Origin of the sequence: Dactylosporangium sp. CS-033363 (assembly GCF_050942475.1) — a bacterium.
Lineage (GTDB): Bacteria > Actinomycetota > Actinomycetes > Mycobacteriales > Micromonosporaceae > Dactylosporangium.
Genome location: NZ_CP192032.1, coordinates 2,862,420 through 2,879,357 on the forward strand (window position 1 = coordinate 2,862,420; position 16,938 = coordinate 2,879,357).

The following is a 16,938-nucleotide window of genomic DNA, read 5'->3' on the forward strand; positions in this document are numbered from 1 at the left end:
TTCGCTCTGCCTCCCGGGAGACTGCAATGATCAAGACCAAGGGACTCAAGAAGTCCTACAAGACCAAGGCGAAGCGGCAGACCACCGAGGTCGAGGCGGTCAAGGGGATCGACCTGGACGTGGCCCAGGGCGAGATCTTCGGCTTCCTCGGCCCCAACGGCGCCGGCAAGACCACGACGCTGCGGATGCTCGCCACCCTCATCCCGCCCGACGACGGCGAGGCCACCATCGCCGGCGCCAACCTGCGCTCCGAGCAGGCGGCGGTCCGCCGCGCGATCGGCTTCGTCGCGCAGGGCGGCGGCACCTCCGACGACGTCACCGCGCGCGAGGAGCTGATCCTCCAGGCCCGCATGTACGGCATGGGCCGCACCGAGGCCGCCCAGCGCGCCGAGGAGGTCGTCGCCGCGTTCGAGCTGGGCGAGTTCGCGGACCGCAAGTGCAAGACGTACTCCGGCGGGCAGCGCCGCCGGCTCGACATCGCGCTCGGCGTCATCCACCGCCCGCAGGTGCTGTTCCTCGACGAGCCGACCACCGGCCTCGACCCGCAGAGCCGCGCGCACATGTGGGACGAGGTCCGCCGGCTGCGCGAGGAGGGGATGACCGTCTTCATCACCACGCACTACCTCGACGAGGCCGACGCCCTGTGCGACCGGATCGCCATCATCGACCACGGCGAGATCGTCGCCGAGGGCACCCCGGACGAGCTCAAGCGCGAGATCTCCGGCGACGTGGTGACCCTCGGCCTCTCCTCGCCCGCGGAGGAGGCGGCCACGGTCCTCAAGGGCCTGGCGCTCGCCCGCGACGTCGAGGTCCGCGGCGACGAGGAGGTGCGGCTCACCGTCGAGTCCGGCGACACCGCGATCCCGCAGATCATGCGGGCCCTGGAGGGGGGCGGCGTCGCGCTCACCACGATCGAGCTGCACCGCCCGACCCTCGACGACGTGTTCCTCACGAAGACCGGGCGGTCGCTGCGGGACTGAGCGCGTGCAGCTCGCCGAGCACGTGGTCCGCGAACGCGCGCACGCGGGAGCCGTCCCACCCGGGGCGGCTCACCCGCAGCTCGAACTCCAGCGACGTGAGCCCGCGCGCGATGACGTAGAAGCCGGGCCCGCTCGCCCGCGGCGACGGGTAGACCTCCACAGTGGACGGCACCGGCCGGTCGCCGGACGGGAAGCCCGGCGGGGTCAGCATCGGGTTGTAGTGGTACCCCGCATCGGCGCCGGGCTGCTCCGCACGGGCGGCCGCGGCGGCGTCGGGGGAGTACACCCCGTGCTTGAGGGCACTGAAATGGCGCCAGTGCACCTTCTCGGCGACCGTGGCCAACGGCGCGCCCGGGTTCGACGTGCCGGCGTCGAGCAGGAGCGGGACCCACTGGTTGAGGCTGGTCACGATGCCCGCCTGCTCGTCGTCGTACCGGTTGTTCGACATCGAGTACAGCAGGTGCACGGTCTCGCCGGTGACCGCGCAGAGTGCCCGGTGGTACACGGCGAGCAGCACGCTGGACAGGCTCGCTCCCGCCGCGGCGGCCAGCTCGTGCGCCTGCGGCATCGGGATCCCGGTGCGCAGCATCGCTCCGAGCCGCTCGGAGTCTCGTTCGTGTTCGCCGGCGCGGGGCGCGGCGGCGAGGGTGCGTCTCCAGTGCCGCTCGGCGTTGCGCAGCCGCGGGTTGTCCCGGCTCTGCTGTTCCAGCGCCAGCTCGAGCGGCCCGCGCGCCGGCGGCAGGTCCTCGCCGGCGAGCAGGCGCAGGAAGTCCTCGCGCATGATGAGCGCGGCCACCCCGTCGGCGGCCATGTGGTGAATGGTGACGACGAGCTGGTTCCGCACGATGAGTGCGCGCCAGGGCAGGTGCTCCGTGACGTCGATGACCTGGCGCTGTTCCCGCTCCTGGGCTTCCGGGCGGTCGTCGCGGCCCTGGCAGATCTGCCCGGTCTCGTCGGTGATCCACTGGCGGGGGAGGCCCTGGTCGTCCACGACATAGCGGGTGCGCAGGGAACCGTGCCGGGCGGCGAGCCCTTCGATCGCGGCCCGGACCTGCTCGTCGGTGGTGCCCTCCGGGAGGTCCCAGACGAACTGCAGGTTCGCCTCCCAGTGCCGCTCGCGGGGGATCTTCTCCAGATCGCGCCAGACCGAGAGCTGACCGACGGTCGCGGGATATGTCATGCCGGGCCCTTTCTTGCGCACGGGCGGCCCGGTTTTCGGGCCGCCCGCAGCCGAGGTCAGCTCGAGATGTTCCGGCTGGAGATGTTCTTGCGGCTGGAGATGTTCGACATGGGGATCACCTTCCTTTCTTCGCGGCAGTCCACCCAGCATCGTCCCAGCTAGCGACACATGTCAATCGCTGCCGAATGGTGGCCGATCGCCGTCAACATGGACATATCCGAATAGGCGGATATCGATTGCTGATGGCTAATCAACTGCACTTTTCCATTCCGGCCGCGCGGTCATACGGGTCCAAACGGACATATGCCGGTTCACCCTATCGAGGACCCTTCGCCACGGGGTTCGCCGGGAGAAAAGCCGGACGGGCGGTCCCATGGTGGGACCGCCCGTCTACGGGGTCGCCGCTCGAGGGAGCGCGGGACCGCTGTGTCTGCACGGCTTTCCGGCCGGCGGCCGGTCCGAACCGCGCCCAACCCTGAGGTCGGACGCGCCCGGCTGCCGGGCCGTTGCCCTTAACATTCGTCCGGCCCCGCCAGGGGTGTCAACCTCGGCTTTTTCAGTTAACTGTCGAACCGCAGTCCACTGTGGATAGTGTGCGGGCCTTACGGGAGGCGGATGGACTGCGGGTGGTGGAACACGTCCTGCGGGTCGTAGGCGGCCTTGACCTGCTGCAGCCGTGCGTAGTTGGCCCCGTAGTACGCCGTCGGCCAGTCCTGCAGGTCGCGGTCGGCGTAGTTCTGGTACACCTCGCCGTTCAGGTGCGGGCGCAGCGCCTCGTGGAAGTCGTCGATCCAGGCGACGTTCGCGTCCGTCTCCTCGTCGCCCTGCCACTGCGCGATCGCGGAGACGTAGTGCAGGCTGTCCCGGTGCACGAAGGCCGTGGCGCCGGCCGGGACGCGGGCGATCGCGCCGCCGGCGAGCAGGTCGAAGCGGACCATCGAGAACCCCGACGGCGCCCGCCGGAAGCCCTCGACGAGCACGTCGAAGGCGGCCTCGGCGAAGCCCTGCTCGCTGAAGTACCCGCCGAGCCACTTGGACTGCAGCCCGTACACGATCTCCTCGCCCATGACCGTCATCAGGTCGAGGTAGCCGGTCTCGCCGAACCCCCCGAACGACGGCTCGCCCAGCCCGCCGATCGCCTGCTCGACGGCGGCGGCGCCCTCGGCGGCCTCGCCGACGTACAGCCCGTACAGCGCGACGACCGGCTCGCCCTCCGGGTACGGCTCGGTGGTCAGCAGCAGGCACAGCGCGAGCCGCTCATCGGAACGGTCGGCGTACATGTCCCGGTAGGCCGCGAAGACCTCCTTGGCCCGGCTGATCGGCCAGGCCGCCCAGCCGCCGAACACGGTCTTCGGCAGCGGGTTGAGCCGGTACTTCAGGCTCGTCACCACCCCGAACCCGGCCCCGCCGGCGCCGCGCAGCGCCCAGAACAGGTCGGCGTGCTCCTGCTCGTTGGCGACGAGCGTCTCGCCCTCGGCGTTGACCAGCTCGACCTCGAGCAGGTGGTCGAGCCCGAGCCCGAAGGTGCGCCCGAGCGGCCCGTAGCCGCCACCCAGGGTGTACCCCGCGTTGCTGACGGTCGGGCACTCGCCGCCCGGCCCGGCCAGCCCGTACTGGATGCCGTCCTGCTCGAAGGCGTGGTTGGCGTAGGTGACCCGGTCGAGCTCGCGCCACCCGACGCCGGGCCCGACCGTGACCGTCCGCGCCTCGGGGTCGAAATCGATCTGCCCGAGCCCGTGCACGTCGACGACGACGCCACCCTCCACAAGGGACAGCCCGCTGGCGTGATGCCCGCCCCCGCGCACGGCGATCGGGAGGTTCTCGTCCCGCGCGAACTTGATCGCGGCGGCGACATCCTGCGCGTCGGCGCAGCGGGCGATCAGCGCCGGCCGGGTGCGGACCCGGGTGTTGAACAGGACGCGGGCCCCCTCGTACGCGGGGTCGTAGGGCGTGAGCAGCTCACCGGCGAAGCCCCCGAGGGGCGTGAGGTCCAGGCGCACGCGCCGATCTTGTCATCGGTGCGCATCGACGGCAACCGCGAACTCCGTCACCAGCCGCCGCAGCCGGACCACGACCGGCCGCTCGCCGAGCCTGCCCTCCAGGATCGCGAGCACCTCGCGGTAGTTCCACAGCAGCTCGGCGGCGGTACGTGCGCTCCGGTCGAATAAGGCCGGCCCAAACCGGTGCAGATCGTCCACAAGGGACTGCAGGCTGCACACCTTGTCGGCCGCGATGACCAGCAGCGACTCGGCGCCCGCCTCGGTGCTCATCCGGCCCAGGTGCTCGCGCTTGCGCTCCCACCAGGTCAGCCCGCGCCGCTCGGTGGCGTCGGCGTCGGTGCAGTCGTGGACGATTCGGTACACATCGTCGCCGAACGCCTCCCGCAGCGCGCCCCGCCCCGTCGGCTGGTCCTCCAGCACGTCGTGCAGCAGCGCCCCGATCGCGGCCGTCTCGCCGCCGCCCTCCTCGAGCACGATCGCGCACGTGGCGAGCAGGTGCGACACGTACGGCGTGCCGGTGTTGTGCCGTACCTGCGCGCCGTGCCGGCGGGCGGCGTAGGCCAGCGCCTCCTCGAACCGCGGGGACAGCACGGCCGGCCGTCCGCTACGAGATCATGGCGACGACGTCCGCCAGCTGGCGCAGGACCTCGTCCTGGGCGAGCCGCCGGCCGAGCTGGATACCGCCGCGCGGGGAGGGTTCGTCCCGCCGGTAGTACACCCGCGACTGCCGTTTCTCGCGCGGGCCCCGCAACACCAGCGTGGCGCAGGCCTCGGTCCGGTCCGTCACGGCCTGATGCACGACGTCCGAGGTCGTCTCGTAGAGGCCCCGCAACGGCTCCCGCGAAACGGTGCGAAAGGGCGCCAGGCCGATGCTTCCCGTGTACCCCACGTGCGCGATCCGTCCGCCCAGGTAGGGGCGGTAGGCGAAGCGCCGCCAGGGATCGGGCGAGGGCGTCTCGGCCAGCTCGACGAAGTGCTGCCGCCCGCCCAGCAGGACCGAGCTGAACGGAAACCGGTGATCGTGGGGCCGGGACACGTGCTCGGGCTGCGAGCGGGCGGCCGGCCAGTAGTGCAGCGTGAGGCGCGAACCGTCGGGGTGCTCCGCGGCGACGATCTTCGTGAAGCCGTTGACGTGCCGGTAGGGCGCGCCCGCCGGTAACCGGCCCGCGCGTACGTCGGCGACCAGGCGGTCCAGGAGTCCGCCGATGTCCTGGTGCTCCAAGAGCAGCACAGGGAACAGCGTACGCGTCAGCGCTTCGTGAAACGCTCCGCCGCCACGATCACACGCTTCAGGGTGTCACCCGTCGCCTCGCGCAGCAGCCGCGCCGGGGAGCGCCCCGCGATGCCCGCCGCGCCGACCTCGCGCAGCCAGCCGGCCGCGGTGCCGAGCCGGTTGGCGCGCGCGAAGGTGTCCGCCACCTCCACGGCGCTCTGCAGGCGGGCCGAGAACTCCGCCCACCGCCGCCGGTCGCCGCGCCAGCGGTGGAACTCACTCACCGAGGCGGCGCCCGCGATGTACGCGGTCAGCTCCTCGCCCAGTAACGAGACGCAGCGATCAATCCCGCTCGCCGACAGGACCCCCACGGTCATGCCACAAACGCTACCTGCAATCCGCCAGCCCAGCGAGCCTGTCTCAGCCGAGGTAGAAGTCCGAGATGTCCGAAGCGAGCAGATCGAGTACGGGCACGCCGGCGTCCAGGGCGGCCGCGAACGCCGACCAGGAGTCCAGGTGGTACCCGCCGGCCTCGGGGAACGCCTCGCCGGTCAGGTAGCGCGGCAGCAGGAAGGCGTTCTGCACCAGCCAGTGCACGTACCCGCCCTCCTCACCCCACCCCGGCAGGTCCCGGGTCGAGGTCAGGTAGGCCCGCAGCTCCACCGGCGAGGTCCAGCGCACCATCCGCGACTCGTTCGTCAGGTGCTTGATGTACGGGTTGTACAGCAACGTCCCGCCGAGCCCGAAATGCTCGCGGAACTGCTCCCACAGCAGCCGCTCGTCGCTGCCCGCGTAGGCCATCACCTCCGCCGCCGGCTCGGTCTCCAGCAGGTGATGGAGGTAGGCCCAGGTGGTCAGCGGCGTCAGCAGCCGGTTCGCGTCCTTGCTCAGCAGGGTCTGCACGATCGCCCCGGCGTTGCGCTCCAGGTCGTGCAGGGCCAGGTGCGGCACCACCTTGATCGCGGCCAGCACGCTGTAGAGCGACGGGTTCCGCTCGCCGTAGAAGACCCGGGCCACGGACCACGGGTCGGTCGGGCGCTGCAGCGACACCGGCGCCGCGGCCACGTAGTCCTGCAGCGAGGCCACCTCCGGGGCCGCGGCCGGGTCGACGCGGCGCATCCAGCGGGTGAGGTCGGCGGCGAAGGCGGCGGCGGTCGCCTCGCGGTCGGTCACGCCGAAGTCGTCGAGGCAGACCGCGACCCGCACGCCACGGGCGCTCAGGGCGGCGGCCGTCAGCGCCTGGACGGCGTTGATCAGCGAGGCCCGGGCCCGCAGCCGGACCGGCCAGAAGAGCAGCCGGGGGCGCTGCGGCTCGGCGGTCCAGTCCACGCCCCAGCCGTACCGGCGTTCGAGCTGGCGGAGCAGCGGGAGTACCGCCTCCGGGGCCGTGTTGCCGGGCTGGGAGAACAGCTCGCGCTCCCATTCGAGGTGCCGCACCCGGCGGCGGGGGTCCACGCGCGGGCGGGCGGGCGGCACCTCGAGCCGGTCGGCGAGGCCCGTGAAGAGGTCGTCGCCGTGCACGTCGGTGAAGAACTCGACCAGCCCGGCGAGGCGGTCGGGCAGCCGCAGCGGGGCCGCGTCGTGCAGCGCCCACAGCACCCGGACCGGCCGGGAGGCGGCCACGGCGCGCAGCGCTCCGGTGACGACGTCGTCCCAGCCGCTGTACCCCACGACGAGCACCACATCGCCCGTGACCAGCTCGGCGAGGGCCCGCGCGTGCGCCTCGGTCGCGGTGGCGTCGGGCGCCGGGTCGTGCAGCAGCGGGGAGCGGACCTCCTCGCTGACCGGCCGCCAGAAGCCGTGGAGGTGGAAGACCTGCACCGCGCCCTCGCCCTCGGGGCGGCGGTCGGGGCGGCCGTTCGGGGCGACCGGGACGCTGAGCGCCTGCCGGCCGGTCTGGCGCACCGCGACCTCGAACAGCGGGTCGAAGTTCGTGGTGAGGATGCTGTTGCCGAACTCGTCGGGCCGCCCGGCCAGCAGCCGCCCGACCGCGCGGACGCCGGCCGGGACCTCCCACCAGTCCAGGCTGTTCTCGACCCGCTCGCCGAGGCGCAGGTCGACGCGCTGCCAGATGCCGTGGGTGGCCAGCGGCGAGGAGTTCAGGTCGGGCGCCCGGTAGCCGGCCAGCACGGCCTGCTGGGCCACCACGTCGAACTCGCCGGGGGAGCGGCGGGCGGTGAAGACGCGGCGGTACGCGAGGTACAGCTCGATCGGCAGCGCGTGCGGGTCGAGCCCGGCGCGGGCCTGGCGCAGCGCCTGGGTGAGCTCGCCGTCGTCACCCAGCCCGGCGGCGTAGCGGTCGGCCAGCTCCACGAGCTCGGCGAGCCCCGGCACGGCGGGCATCGTCATTCCGGCGCCGAGGATCAGGGTGACCGTGCCGCCGTGCCGGATCGCGGTCACGACCTCGTCGATCAGCCTCAGCTCCATGCTCACTCTCCCGCGGCCCGGGCGTGCAGGGTCGTCCACAGGTCGCGCGGGCGGCTGGACAGCGCCTCGCGCACGTCGGCGTCGCTGGGCAGCAGCAGGCCCCCGTCGATGTCGGCCTCCAGCTGCTCGGGGCCCCAGCCGAGGTAGCCGGAGAACAGCCGCATCCCGGCGATCACCGGGGCGAGCGGCTGGGGGTCGGCGGACAGCGCGATCACGCCCATCCGGTCGCGCACCGGGCGCCACCGCAGCGGCGGCTCGACGTCGGGGCGCAGGCGGGCGACGGCGATGAAGCCCTCGTACCGGCTCAGCGGCCCGGCGTCGAAGAGCACGGCCGGCGTGGTCAGCAGCCGCCGCCAGCCCGGCGGGATGTCGGCCGGCAGCGGGTCGGTGGTGGGCCGGTTGATCCGCACGCCGACGGCGCCCCGGCTCCGGTCGTGCCGCAGGATCAGCACCGCGGCCTGGCGCAGGTCGCGGTCCTCGACGGCGGCGGTGGCGACCACGATCCGCCCGACCATGTCGCGGTGGTGGCGGGCCGCGTTGTGGATCAGCGGCAGCTCGTCGCCGGCCGAGCGCAGCTCCGGCAGCTCGAAGCCGCGCTCGCGCAGCCGCAGGGTGACCTCCCGCCACACGGTGCGCACGTCGAGCACCGCGGGCCGGTCCGGCAGCCCGCCGCGCAGCACGCGCAGCAGCTCGCCGGTGAACGCGGTGTAGGGCTCGCCGGGCGGGGCCTGGGCGACGCGGTTGCGCGGTGCGGAGACGAGCAGGCAGGTGTCGTCGGTGCCGGCCTGGTCGGCGACGGCCTGGGTGCCCGACTCCCCGGCGGCGAGGTGGCCGGTGGCGCGCCCGGCATAGCAGCAGTCCAGGATCACGAGGCGGCGCCGGGCCCGGCTGCCCGCCACGGCCCGCCGGATGAGCTCGAAGGGCAGACCGGCCTCATACGGTACCGCCGGATCGGTGTCCCGAAGCCCCAGCACCAAGGAGCCGTCGACCGGGTCGACCAGCCCGTGCCCCGCGAAGTAGACGACGAGCATCCCCTCGGCGCCGGTCTCCTCGGCCGCCCGGCGCAGGACGCGGGACACCTCGCGGGCGTCGTCGGGGTCGTGCAGCACCGTGCAGTGCTCGGGCGCGAGGCCCCACAGGTCGGGGTCCTGCAGCACCCCGGCGAGCCCGTTGAGGTTCCGGGTGATCGCCGGCACCTCGGGCAGCGACCCATACCGCGCCCCGCCCACGAGCACCGCCCGCGACGCGCGCGGGTCCGCCAGTTCCGCCACCGATGCCCGTCCGGCCTCAGCCGTCGAGGGCCCGGGCCGCGGCGGCGACGGCCGACGGGTCGGACGACTCGATGCGCACCGAGCGCCCGTCGGGGTCGGTGCGGGTCAGGATGATCGCCGGCGCCGCGGGCCGGGTCCGGCGCCAGTTGGACACCGCGAGCAGCAGCTGCCCGACCGACAGCCCGGTGCCGAGCACCAGGCTGATGATCTCGACGGCGCCGGACAGCTCACCGGGGCGGGTGGCGGTCGACAGGCCGATCTCGGACTGCACGATGCCGGGCTCGCCGACCAGCCAGCGCTGCAGGTTCAGCAGCTCGTCGACATCGGGCTGCGGGCCGCCGTCCCCGGAGGGCTCGAGGTGGATCGTCAACTGCACACTTCGAACAGTATCGAACCCTGCAACCCGATGTCACCCGAGCCTCACCCGTAGAGGGCTCGCGCCGCCTTCCGGACCTTGCGCCGGGCCTTGGGCACGTCCTCCAGCGAGCGGCGGCCGTGCTCGTCGACGCGCGCGTGCAGCAGCCCGTAGGTGAACGCGTTCTCGCCCGCCCCGAACGCCGTGATCGCGTACTGCTTGAGCAGCTCGCCGGTCACCAGGGCGTCCTGGTGGTTGCCGAGCGCGTCCTGCAGGTCGGTGACCCGGTCGGCGAGCCTGGTGGCCGCGCCGCCGGCGATCGGGACGACCAGCTCGGCCGCGTACCGGGCGCGCTTGTAGGCCTTGCGCGCCTCGTGCTGCTCGATGTCGGTGCCGGCCGCGGCGATCCGGCGGTCGGCGCGGCGCAGCGCCTTGCGGGCCCGGGCCATGAGCCGCTTGCGGGGCACGTCCTGCGGGGTGGCGGTGCGGGCCACCAGCGCGTCGATGTCGTCGAGCAGGGTCGTGTACCGCTCGCTGTCCAACCCCGCGACCAGCGCCCGGCGGGCCTCGGCGGCCCTCGCGGCCAGCAGCGAGGTGATCCGCGCGGCGACCGGGCCGAGGACCAGCTCGTCGGGCTCCTCGTGCACCAGGTGGGCCAGCCGCTCGCCCATCACGTCGGTGTCGCGCACGTCGCCGAGCAGGCCGGTGACCCACTTGATCTCGTCGTGCAGGCGGTCCAGATCGCCGTCGAGCAGCGACCGGAACGAGCGCAGCGTGGAGCGCAGCCGGCGGGTCGCCACGCGCATCTTGTGCACCGCCTCGGCGTCGCCCTCGCGCACGTGGGGGTCGTGCTCGACGAGCGCGTCGCGCTGGGCGGCGACGTAGGCGGCCAGGGCCTGGCGGGACTTGGAGCCGCGCAGCTGCACACCGGAGGGGGCCGGGTAGTCGGGGCCGAGGGCCTGGGCGAGCTTCGAGGGGCTCTTGGCCGGGCGGGCGCCGGCCTTGCGCAGGGCGGCGTCGAGGCGCTGCAGGGCGGCGGTGTCGCCGTCGACGAGCTCGATCTCCAGCTCGTGCCACTCGCCGCCGCCGTTGCGCAGCGACTCGGTGCTGACCGTGTCGTCGGCGAGCAGCGCGACGGTGCTGCCGTCCGCCGCCCGCAGCGCCCGCTCGACGCGGTGGGTGCGGATGCGGGCGACGGGGGAGAGCTCGGCCCCGCGGGTGAGCGCGCGGACCTGGTCGACCACGGCCCGGGGCGGGTTCTTCTGCCGGTTGCCGGCCGGCACCTGCAGCTCGCTGCGGTCGCCGCCGGCCGGGCGCTTGAGGTGCCACCCGGCGTCGTTGCCCCCGGTGCGGCGGCGCAGCGTGACCCGGCCCCGCGCCAGGTGCAGCCCCGCGGTGTCGTAGTAGACGGCGTCGAGCCGCTGATCGTCCGGTTCTCCGACGGCGGTGACCCCGCCGACCCCGGTCAGGTCGGGCAGGGCGAAGCCGTCCGGCAGCTCGTACTTGCGTTCAATTTCCAGCTTTCCGGCCATCGCTCCATTCTCCCAGTGAACCGGCTCCTACGCGAACATGAACGTGAGATAAACGAGGGGTGCACTACGACCTGCTCTCGTTGCTCGACGCTCACCTCGCCGAGATGACCGCGCTCCGGCACGTCCTCGCCGCGCCCCGTCCCGTCCACCCCGGCGAGCGCTGGGCGGCGGCCGAACAGACCCTGCGCAGCTCCGAGCGGTACGTGGCGTCGGTCGAAGCGGTGCTGAGCCCCACGGCGGCGCTCAGAGCCACCCCCGTGCCCAGCTCGACCCAGGTGCTGAGCCCCACCGCGGTGTGATGCCGGGTGCGGCCGGTCTCGGGGCGGCCGTAATCTTGCACCGTGGGGGTCGTCGGTAGGCGGATACGCTTCGCGATCCGGCTGCTGCGCGACTGGCGGCTGACGGTCGCGTGGGCCAAGTCGCTGTTGCGTTCGGGCGTGACGAGCTTCGTCGTCCTCGCCGTCGTGTTCTGGGCGCTACCGGGCGTGACGGCCAGCGGCGGTCCGTGGGCCCTGGTCGAGCTCACCGTGCTGCTCGCCGTGATCGGCACCGTCATGCGGCTGGTCCTGCTCGGCGTCGCGGTGCTCGTCGGCGGGGTCGGCGTCCTCGCGGTCGGCGTGATCATCCAGGCCGTCGTCATGTTCACCGCGCTGCGCCTGGCCGACGGGGTCAGCGTCGGCTCGTTCGCCGACGCCTGGATCGCCAGCTGGCTCGCGGCCGCGCTCACCGCCCTGATCAACTGGCTGGCCGACGCCGGCTCCGAGGACGTCTTCCTCGGCCAGGCGCTGCGCCAGATGGCCCGCCGCCATCGGGGCATCCCGGCCACCGAGCCGGGCGTGCTCATCGTGCAGCTCGACGGGCTCTCCGCCCCGCTGCTGTCCTGGGCGGTCAAGGCCGGCAACCTGCCCAACCTCGGCAAGTGGGTGCGCACCGGCACGCACGCCATGCGCGCCTGGCACACCGGCATGCCGGCCACCACCCCGGCCAGCCAGGCCGGGATCATGCACGGCGACTTCACCCAGATCCCGGCGTTCCGCTGGTACGAGAAGGACGGCGCCCGGCTCGTCGTCACCAACCGCCCGCGCGACGCCGCCGACGTCGAGGCCCGCATCTCCGACGGCCGCGGCCTGCTCGCCGACGGCGGGGTCAGCATCAGCAACGTCTTCTCCGGCGACGCCCCGACCAGCCTGCTCACCTTCAGCAACGCCGCCCTGCCCGGCCGCTCGGCGCGCGGCTACCTCGCGTTCGTGGCCAGCCCGTACGGCTTCGCGCGGGCGCTGGTGCTCTCGGTCGGGGAGATGCTCAAGGAGGTGCAGCAGGCCCGCCGGCAGCGGTTCCGCAACGTGTACCCGCGGGTGCCGCGCACCGCCGCCTACGTCGCCCTGCGCGCGGTGACCAACGTGCTGCTGCGCGACCTCAACGTCTCGCTCATCGCCGAGCAGATGAGCCGCGGCGCCCCCGTCATCTACTGCGACTTCGTGGACTACGACGAGGTCGCCCACCACGCCGGCCCGCTGCGCCCGGAGGCCCTGCAGACCCTCGAGGGCCTCGACCGGGTGCTCGGCACGCTCGCGAAACTCGCCCGGGTGGCCGGCCGCGACTACCAGATCGTCGTGCTGTCCGACCACGGGCAGAGCCAAGGGGCGACGTTCAGCCAACGGTACGGCGTGACCCTCGAACGCCTCGTCGCCGACCTCGCCGGCAACGGCGTCGAGGCCGCCGCCCACGGCCCGAACGACGAGGAGTGGGGCCGGGCCAACACCCTGCTGGCCGGGGTGTCGCACCAGACGCGCTCGTGCGGGCCGGTCACCGACGGCCCGCGCGGCGAGGTGGTGACGATCGCGTCCGGGAACCTGGCCATGCTGTACGTCACCGACGTGGCCGGCCGCGCCACCCTGGCCGAGGTGGAGGCGCTGCGCCCCGGGCTGGTCGACGGCCTGGCCAAGCACCCCGGCATCGGCCTGGTGGTCGTCGGCACGCCGGAGGGCCCGGTGGCGATCGGCCCGGCGGGGCGCCACCACCTCGACGGCGGGCGCGTCGAGGGCGACGACCCGCTGCTGCCCTACGGCCCGTCCGCCGCCGCCGACCTGCTCGCCCACCAGGCCATGGCGCACGTCGGCGACCTGGTCGTGGTGAGCCGGGTCGACCCCGGCACCGACGAGGTGGCCGCGTTCGAGGAGCTGGTCGGCTCGCACGGCGGCATCGGCGGCTGGCAGACCGAGGCGATCCTGGTGCACCCGGCCGAGTGGCCGGCCGCCCCGATCGAGCTGCGCGGCCCGGTCGCCGTGCACGAACAGCTGGTGGCCTGGCTCGACGAGCTCGGGCTGCGCACCCCGGCGCCCGTGCCCGAGCCGCGCGAGAAGGATCTTCCCTTGTCCGCCAGAGTTCGAGGTGTTTAGATCGCTGCATGTCTGAGGACGCCTTACGGCCCTGGAATTGGGAAGACCCGCAGGAGCTGGCGGTCACGGTCGACTCGTTCACCGAGGACCTGGCCCGGGTCGAGAAACTCGCACCGGAGCTCACCGCCGACGTCCTCGACCGCTCGCACCTCGACCGGCTCGGGCTGACCGGCATCGAGTTCGCCGCGTTCAAGACCAACCACCCGCGGGCGCTGGGCACCGACCTCGTGTCGCTGACGGCGGCCGACGGCACCCGGACCGAGTCCGGCCAGGTGTACCGGGTGGACGACGCCGCGTACTTCATGGAGATGGACATCACCGGCGCGCTGCCGGTCGCCGACGACACCGCCGACTGGGTCTACGCCGAGCACCTCATCGAGCACGTCACCCTCAAGGCCGGCATCGCCTGGCTGACCGAGGTCAAGCGGATCCTGCGCCCCGGCGGCCTGCTGCGGATCACCACGCCGGATCTGCGGGTGTACGCCCAGGCCTACGTCAACGAGGACGGCTTCTTCGGCAAGCACCGGCGCCGGATGAACCGCGCCCTCACCGGAGTCGCACCCGCGATGCCGGCCCGCGGCGCGTTCATGTTCAACCAGCTGTTCTACGTGTACGGGCACCGCTGGCTCTACGACCGCGAGGAGCTCACGTACGCGCTCACGTCCGCCGGGTTCGCCGAGGACGGGATCGCGGTGCGGGCCTACCGCGAGGGCGCGCTCCCGGACGTCGCCGACCTGGACCAGGTGCTGCGCAACGACGAAACGATCTACATCGAGGCTACTGCGTAACCTCGACGTCGCGCTGCGAGCGCTGCCGGCGCTTCTCCACCCACCCGGCGATCTGGCCGGCCGCCAGCACGATGACGATCGCGCAGACCACGCCCTGCCACGGCTGCGGGAAGACGTTGCGGCTGAGCAGGCCGATCGCGGAGTACGTGGCCGACCACAGCAGGCAGGCGGCGACGTTCGAGACGATGAACGTACGCCACGACAGCCCCACGATCGCCGCCGCCAGCAGCACCGGGATCCGCCCGCCGGGCACCAGCCGGGACACCAGCAGCGCGGTCACCGGCCGGCGGTGCAGCCGCTCGCGCACCGTCTCGGCGAGCTTCCACGGCTGGCGCAGCAGCTTCAGCCGCCGGGTCAGCGCCTCGCCGCCGGCCCGGCAGATGGCGAACGTGACCGCGTCGCCGACGTACGCCCCGAGCCCGCCGGCCGCGATCACCACCGGCACCGCGAGGGGGCTGTAGTGCGCGGCCACCACCGCGGTCGCGCTGACCGCGGCCCCGGTCGGCAGCACCGGCACCGTCGAGCCGACGGCGACGATCCCGAACATGATCGCCACCGCGGCGACGAGCCCCCCGAGTGTGACGATCACGAAACGGTCAGGCTCTCGCCGGGCGCGAGCACGCGCACGTCGGTCTGCGGCGCGGCGGTGCTGGTGAACTCCTTGAACTCGTCGCCGGGCCGATGGAACCGGTCGGGCCGCACCCGCCCGCAGCCGATCGGCCACAGCGTGCCCCAGTGGATCGGCACCGCCTGCGCCGGCTCGACCAGCCGCATGGCCTCGGCCGCGCGGCCCGGGTCGAGGTGACCGGGGCCGAGCGTCCAGCCCCAGCCCCAGACCGGTACCAGAGCCAGATCCACCGGACCGATCTCCTTCATCTCGTCGAACAGCCCCGTGTCACCGCCGAACCAGGCCGAGCTGTCGCCGGTGACCACGTAGCCGAGGGCCACCGCGCGGATCTTCGACTTCGGGGTGCGCCCGCCGTCGTGCGCGGCCGGCGTCGCCCGCACGGTCACGTCCCCGACCTTGGTCTCCTCGCCGGCCCGGAGCTCGACGAAGTCCCGCTCGCCGAGCTTGGAGCGCAGGAACGCGGCCGCCCCGCGCGGCACGATCAGCTTCGTGGCCGGCGGCAGCGGCCGCAGGGACGGCAGGTCGCAGTGGTCGGCGTGCAGGTGGGACACGACGACCGCGTCCGGGGCCCGGTCGAGCCGCGGGCGCGGCCCCCGCCGCCGGTGCAGGTGCGCGAGCCGGTCGCGCAGCACCGGATCGGTCAGGATCGTGACCCCGCGCTCGCGGATGGCCACGGTCGCGTGTCCCCACCAGGTGACGTCCATGCAGACATTATGAGCAGGGGCTACACCGTTTCGCTGACGGCGGGCTCGGCGGCCGGCTTCGGGGCCTCCCAGGCGGGCCGGCCCGTGCGCACCACGAGCAGCACCAGCACCGCGGCGGCCAGGGCGACGAACCCGGCGATGGCGACCACGTGGTTGACCGCGTCGGTCGGGGCGTGCCGGCCCTCCAGGCGGTGGGCGAAGACCGAGCCGAACACCGCCACGCCGAGGGCGAAGCCGAGCTGGCGGAACGTGTTCACCGCGCCGCCGGCCATGCCGCTGCGCTCGTGCGGGACGGCGGCCAGGGCGGCCGAGGCCATCGTCGGCAGGACCGCGGCCACGCCCAGCCCGACCACGATCAGGCCCGGGATGAGCGCCTTGCCGGTCGACTCGGGGGTGAGCCGGGCCTGCATGAGCGCGCCGGCCCCGATGAGCAGCAGGCCGATGCCGATGGTCCAGCGCGGGGCGACCCGCTGCAGGAACCGGCCGGCGAACGCGCCGCCGACGAACGAGGCGGCGCTCATCGGCAGGGCCCCGAGCAGGCCGGCGTCGACCGGGCCCTTGCCGAGGAACTGCTGCAGCCACACCGTGGTGAACGGGAGGTAGGCGAAGGCGGAGGCCTGGGCCAGTACCGCCGCGACCATGAGCGCGCTGAAGGACGGCTTCGCGAACAGGTGCAGGTCGAGCATCGGGTGGTCGGTGCGCCGCTCGACGACGATGAACGCGACGAGGGCCGCGGCGCTGACGGCGAAGGCGGCCAGGGTGCTCGGCGCGGCCCACCCGGCGTCGCCCCCGCGGATCAGGGCGAACGTGACGGCGGCGGCGCTGAGGGTGAACGTGACGGTGCCGGCGAGGTCGAGCTTGTGGTTTTCGCTCGCCCGGCCGTGCGACTCCGTCACGCCCCGGACCGTGAACCACAGGGCCAGCAGGCTGACGGGGAGGTTGACCAGGAAGATCCAGCGCCAGCCGAAGTGCTCGGTGAGCAGGCCGCCGGCGATCGGGCCGGCCGCGGCGGCGGCGCCGTTGACGGCCCCCCAGATCCCGAAGGCCACACCCCGGTCCCGGCCGGTGTAGGCGACGCTGAGGATGGCCACGGTGGTGGCGAGCATCGCCGCGCCGCCGAGGCCCTGCAGGAACCGGGCCGCGATGAGCAGGCCCGCGTTGGGGGCGACGGCGCACACCAGCGAGGCGGCGGCGAAGACGACGGTCCCGGCCAGGTACACCTTCTTGCGCCCGTGCCCGTCGGCGAGCGCACCGGAGGCGAGCAGGACCGCGGCGAGGGCGAGGGCGTAGCCGTCCAGGACCCACTGCAGGCCGCCGAGCGAGGTCCCGAAGTCGCGGGAGATGGCGGGCAGGGCGACGGTCACGATCGTGACGTCGACGAGCAACATGAACGTGCCGATGGACACGGCAGTCAGGGCAGACCATTTACGCATGCGGTCGAATCTGCGGCGTCCGCCGGTT

At 73.4% G+C, this 16,938-nt stretch carries 16 protein-coding genes; 4 read left to right on the plus strand and 12 right to left on the minus strand.

The window, feature by feature from the left end:
* Window positions 1–26 precede the first annotated feature (26 nt).
* Complete coding sequence (locus tag ACQPZ4_RS13230) at window positions 27–980, plus strand: ATP-binding cassette domain-containing protein (RefSeq protein ID WP_433059698.1); 954 nt, start codon at window positions 27–29, stop codon at window positions 978–980.
* Here the strand turns inward: ACQPZ4_RS13230 and ACQPZ4_RS13235 are convergent.
* The 9 genes from ACQPZ4_RS13235 to ACQPZ4_RS13275 form a co-directional block, all read right to left on the minus strand.
* The gene (locus tag ACQPZ4_RS13235) at window positions 949–2,160 is read right to left on the minus strand and encodes a condensation domain-containing protein (RefSeq protein WP_433059701.1); all 1,212 of its coding nucleotides are present in this window, start codon (window positions 2,158–2,160) and stop codon (window positions 949–951) included. The two genes, ACQPZ4_RS13230 and ACQPZ4_RS13235, sit on opposite strands and share 32 nt — an antisense overlap.
* Window positions 2,161–2,762: 602 nt before the next feature.
* A complete protein-coding gene (locus tag ACQPZ4_RS13240; protein WP_433059704.1) occupies window positions 2,763–4,160 on the minus strand; it encodes an FAD-binding oxidoreductase in 1,398 nt (465 codons plus the stop codon).
* 12 nt (window positions 4,161–4,172) lie between these two features.
* A complete protein-coding gene (locus ACQPZ4_RS13245) occupies window positions 4,173–4,751 on the minus strand; it encodes an HD domain-containing protein (RefSeq protein WP_433059707.1) in 579 nt (192 codons plus the stop codon).
* Between the two features lie 13 nt (window positions 4,752–4,764).
* On the minus strand, window positions 4,765–5,391 hold the full coding sequence (locus ACQPZ4_RS13250; RefSeq protein ID WP_433059709.1) for a hypothetical protein: 627 nt from the start codon (window positions 5,389–5,391) through the stop codon (window positions 4,765–4,767).
* 17 nt (window positions 5,392–5,408) lie between these two features.
* The gene (locus ACQPZ4_RS13255) at window positions 5,409–5,750 is read right to left on the minus strand and encodes a hypothetical protein (protein WP_433059712.1); all 342 of its coding nucleotides are present in this window, start codon (window positions 5,748–5,750) and stop codon (window positions 5,409–5,411) included.
* A 43-nt stretch (window positions 5,751–5,793) separates the two neighbouring features.
* Window positions 5,794–7,800: an SIR2 family protein gene (locus ACQPZ4_RS13260; protein WP_433059715.1), complete on the minus strand. Its 2,007-nt coding sequence runs from the start codon at window positions 7,798–7,800 to the stop codon at window positions 5,794–5,796.
* 2 nt (window positions 7,801–7,802) lie between these two features.
* On the minus strand, window positions 7,803–9,071 hold the full coding sequence (locus ACQPZ4_RS13265; RefSeq protein WP_433059718.1) for a YqgE/AlgH family protein: 1,269 nt from the start codon (window positions 9,069–9,071) through the stop codon (window positions 7,803–7,805).
* A 16-nt stretch (window positions 9,072–9,087) separates the two neighbouring features.
* Window positions 9,088–9,447, minus strand: a complete 360-nt coding sequence (locus ACQPZ4_RS13270; RefSeq protein WP_433059721.1) for an effector-associated constant component EACC1 — start codon at window positions 9,445–9,447, stop codon at window positions 9,088–9,090.
* 44 nt (window positions 9,448–9,491) lie between these two features.
* A complete protein-coding gene (locus ACQPZ4_RS13275; protein ID WP_433059724.1) occupies window positions 9,492–10,958 on the minus strand; it encodes a CHAD domain-containing protein in 1,467 nt (488 codons plus the stop codon).
* A 59-nt stretch (window positions 10,959–11,017) separates the two neighbouring features.
* On the opposite strand from ACQPZ4_RS13275, the gene ACQPZ4_RS13280 reads away from it, so the two are divergent.
* Genes ACQPZ4_RS13280 through ACQPZ4_RS13290 form a run of 3 tightly spaced genes read left to right on the plus strand, consistent with a single transcriptional unit; the run spans window position 11,018 to window position 14,145 of the window.
* Window positions 11,018–11,257 (plus strand): hypothetical protein, encoded by a 240-nt coding sequence (locus ACQPZ4_RS13280; RefSeq protein ID WP_433059727.1) that lies wholly within the window; start codon window positions 11,018–11,020, stop codon window positions 11,255–11,257.
* A gap of 42 nt (window positions 11,258–11,299) precedes the next feature.
* A complete protein-coding gene (locus ACQPZ4_RS13285) occupies window positions 11,300–13,357 on the plus strand; it encodes an alkaline phosphatase family protein (protein ID WP_433059730.1) in 2,058 nt (685 codons plus the stop codon).
* An 8-nt stretch (window positions 13,358–13,365) separates the two neighbouring features.
* Window positions 13,366–14,145, plus strand: a complete 780-nt coding sequence (locus tag ACQPZ4_RS13290; protein WP_433059733.1) for a class I SAM-dependent methyltransferase — start codon at window positions 13,366–13,368, stop codon at window positions 14,143–14,145.
* Here ACQPZ4_RS13290 and ACQPZ4_RS13295 read toward each other — a convergent pair.
* Genes ACQPZ4_RS13295 through ACQPZ4_RS13305 form a run of 3 tightly spaced genes read right to left on the minus strand, consistent with a single transcriptional unit; the run spans window position 14,135 to window position 16,910 of the window.
* Window positions 14,135–14,734 carry a DedA family protein gene (locus ACQPZ4_RS13295; RefSeq protein ID WP_433059736.1) on the minus strand — a complete coding sequence of 200 codons (600 nt, stop codon included), beginning with the start codon at window positions 14,732–14,734 and terminating at the stop codon, window positions 14,135–14,137. The two genes, ACQPZ4_RS13290 and ACQPZ4_RS13295, sit on opposite strands and share 11 nt — an antisense overlap.
* Window positions 14,731–15,477 (minus strand): MBL fold metallo-hydrolase, encoded by a 747-nt coding sequence (locus ACQPZ4_RS13300; RefSeq protein ID WP_433059739.1) that lies wholly within the window; start codon window positions 15,475–15,477, stop codon window positions 14,731–14,733. The genes ACQPZ4_RS13295 and ACQPZ4_RS13300 overlap by 4 nt, the downstream gene beginning before the upstream one ends.
* A 20-nt stretch (window positions 15,478–15,497) precedes the next feature.
* A complete protein-coding gene (locus ACQPZ4_RS13305; protein WP_433059742.1) occupies window positions 15,498–16,910 on the minus strand; it encodes an MFS transporter in 1,413 nt (470 codons plus the stop codon).
* Window positions 16,911–16,938 lie beyond the last annotated feature (28 nt).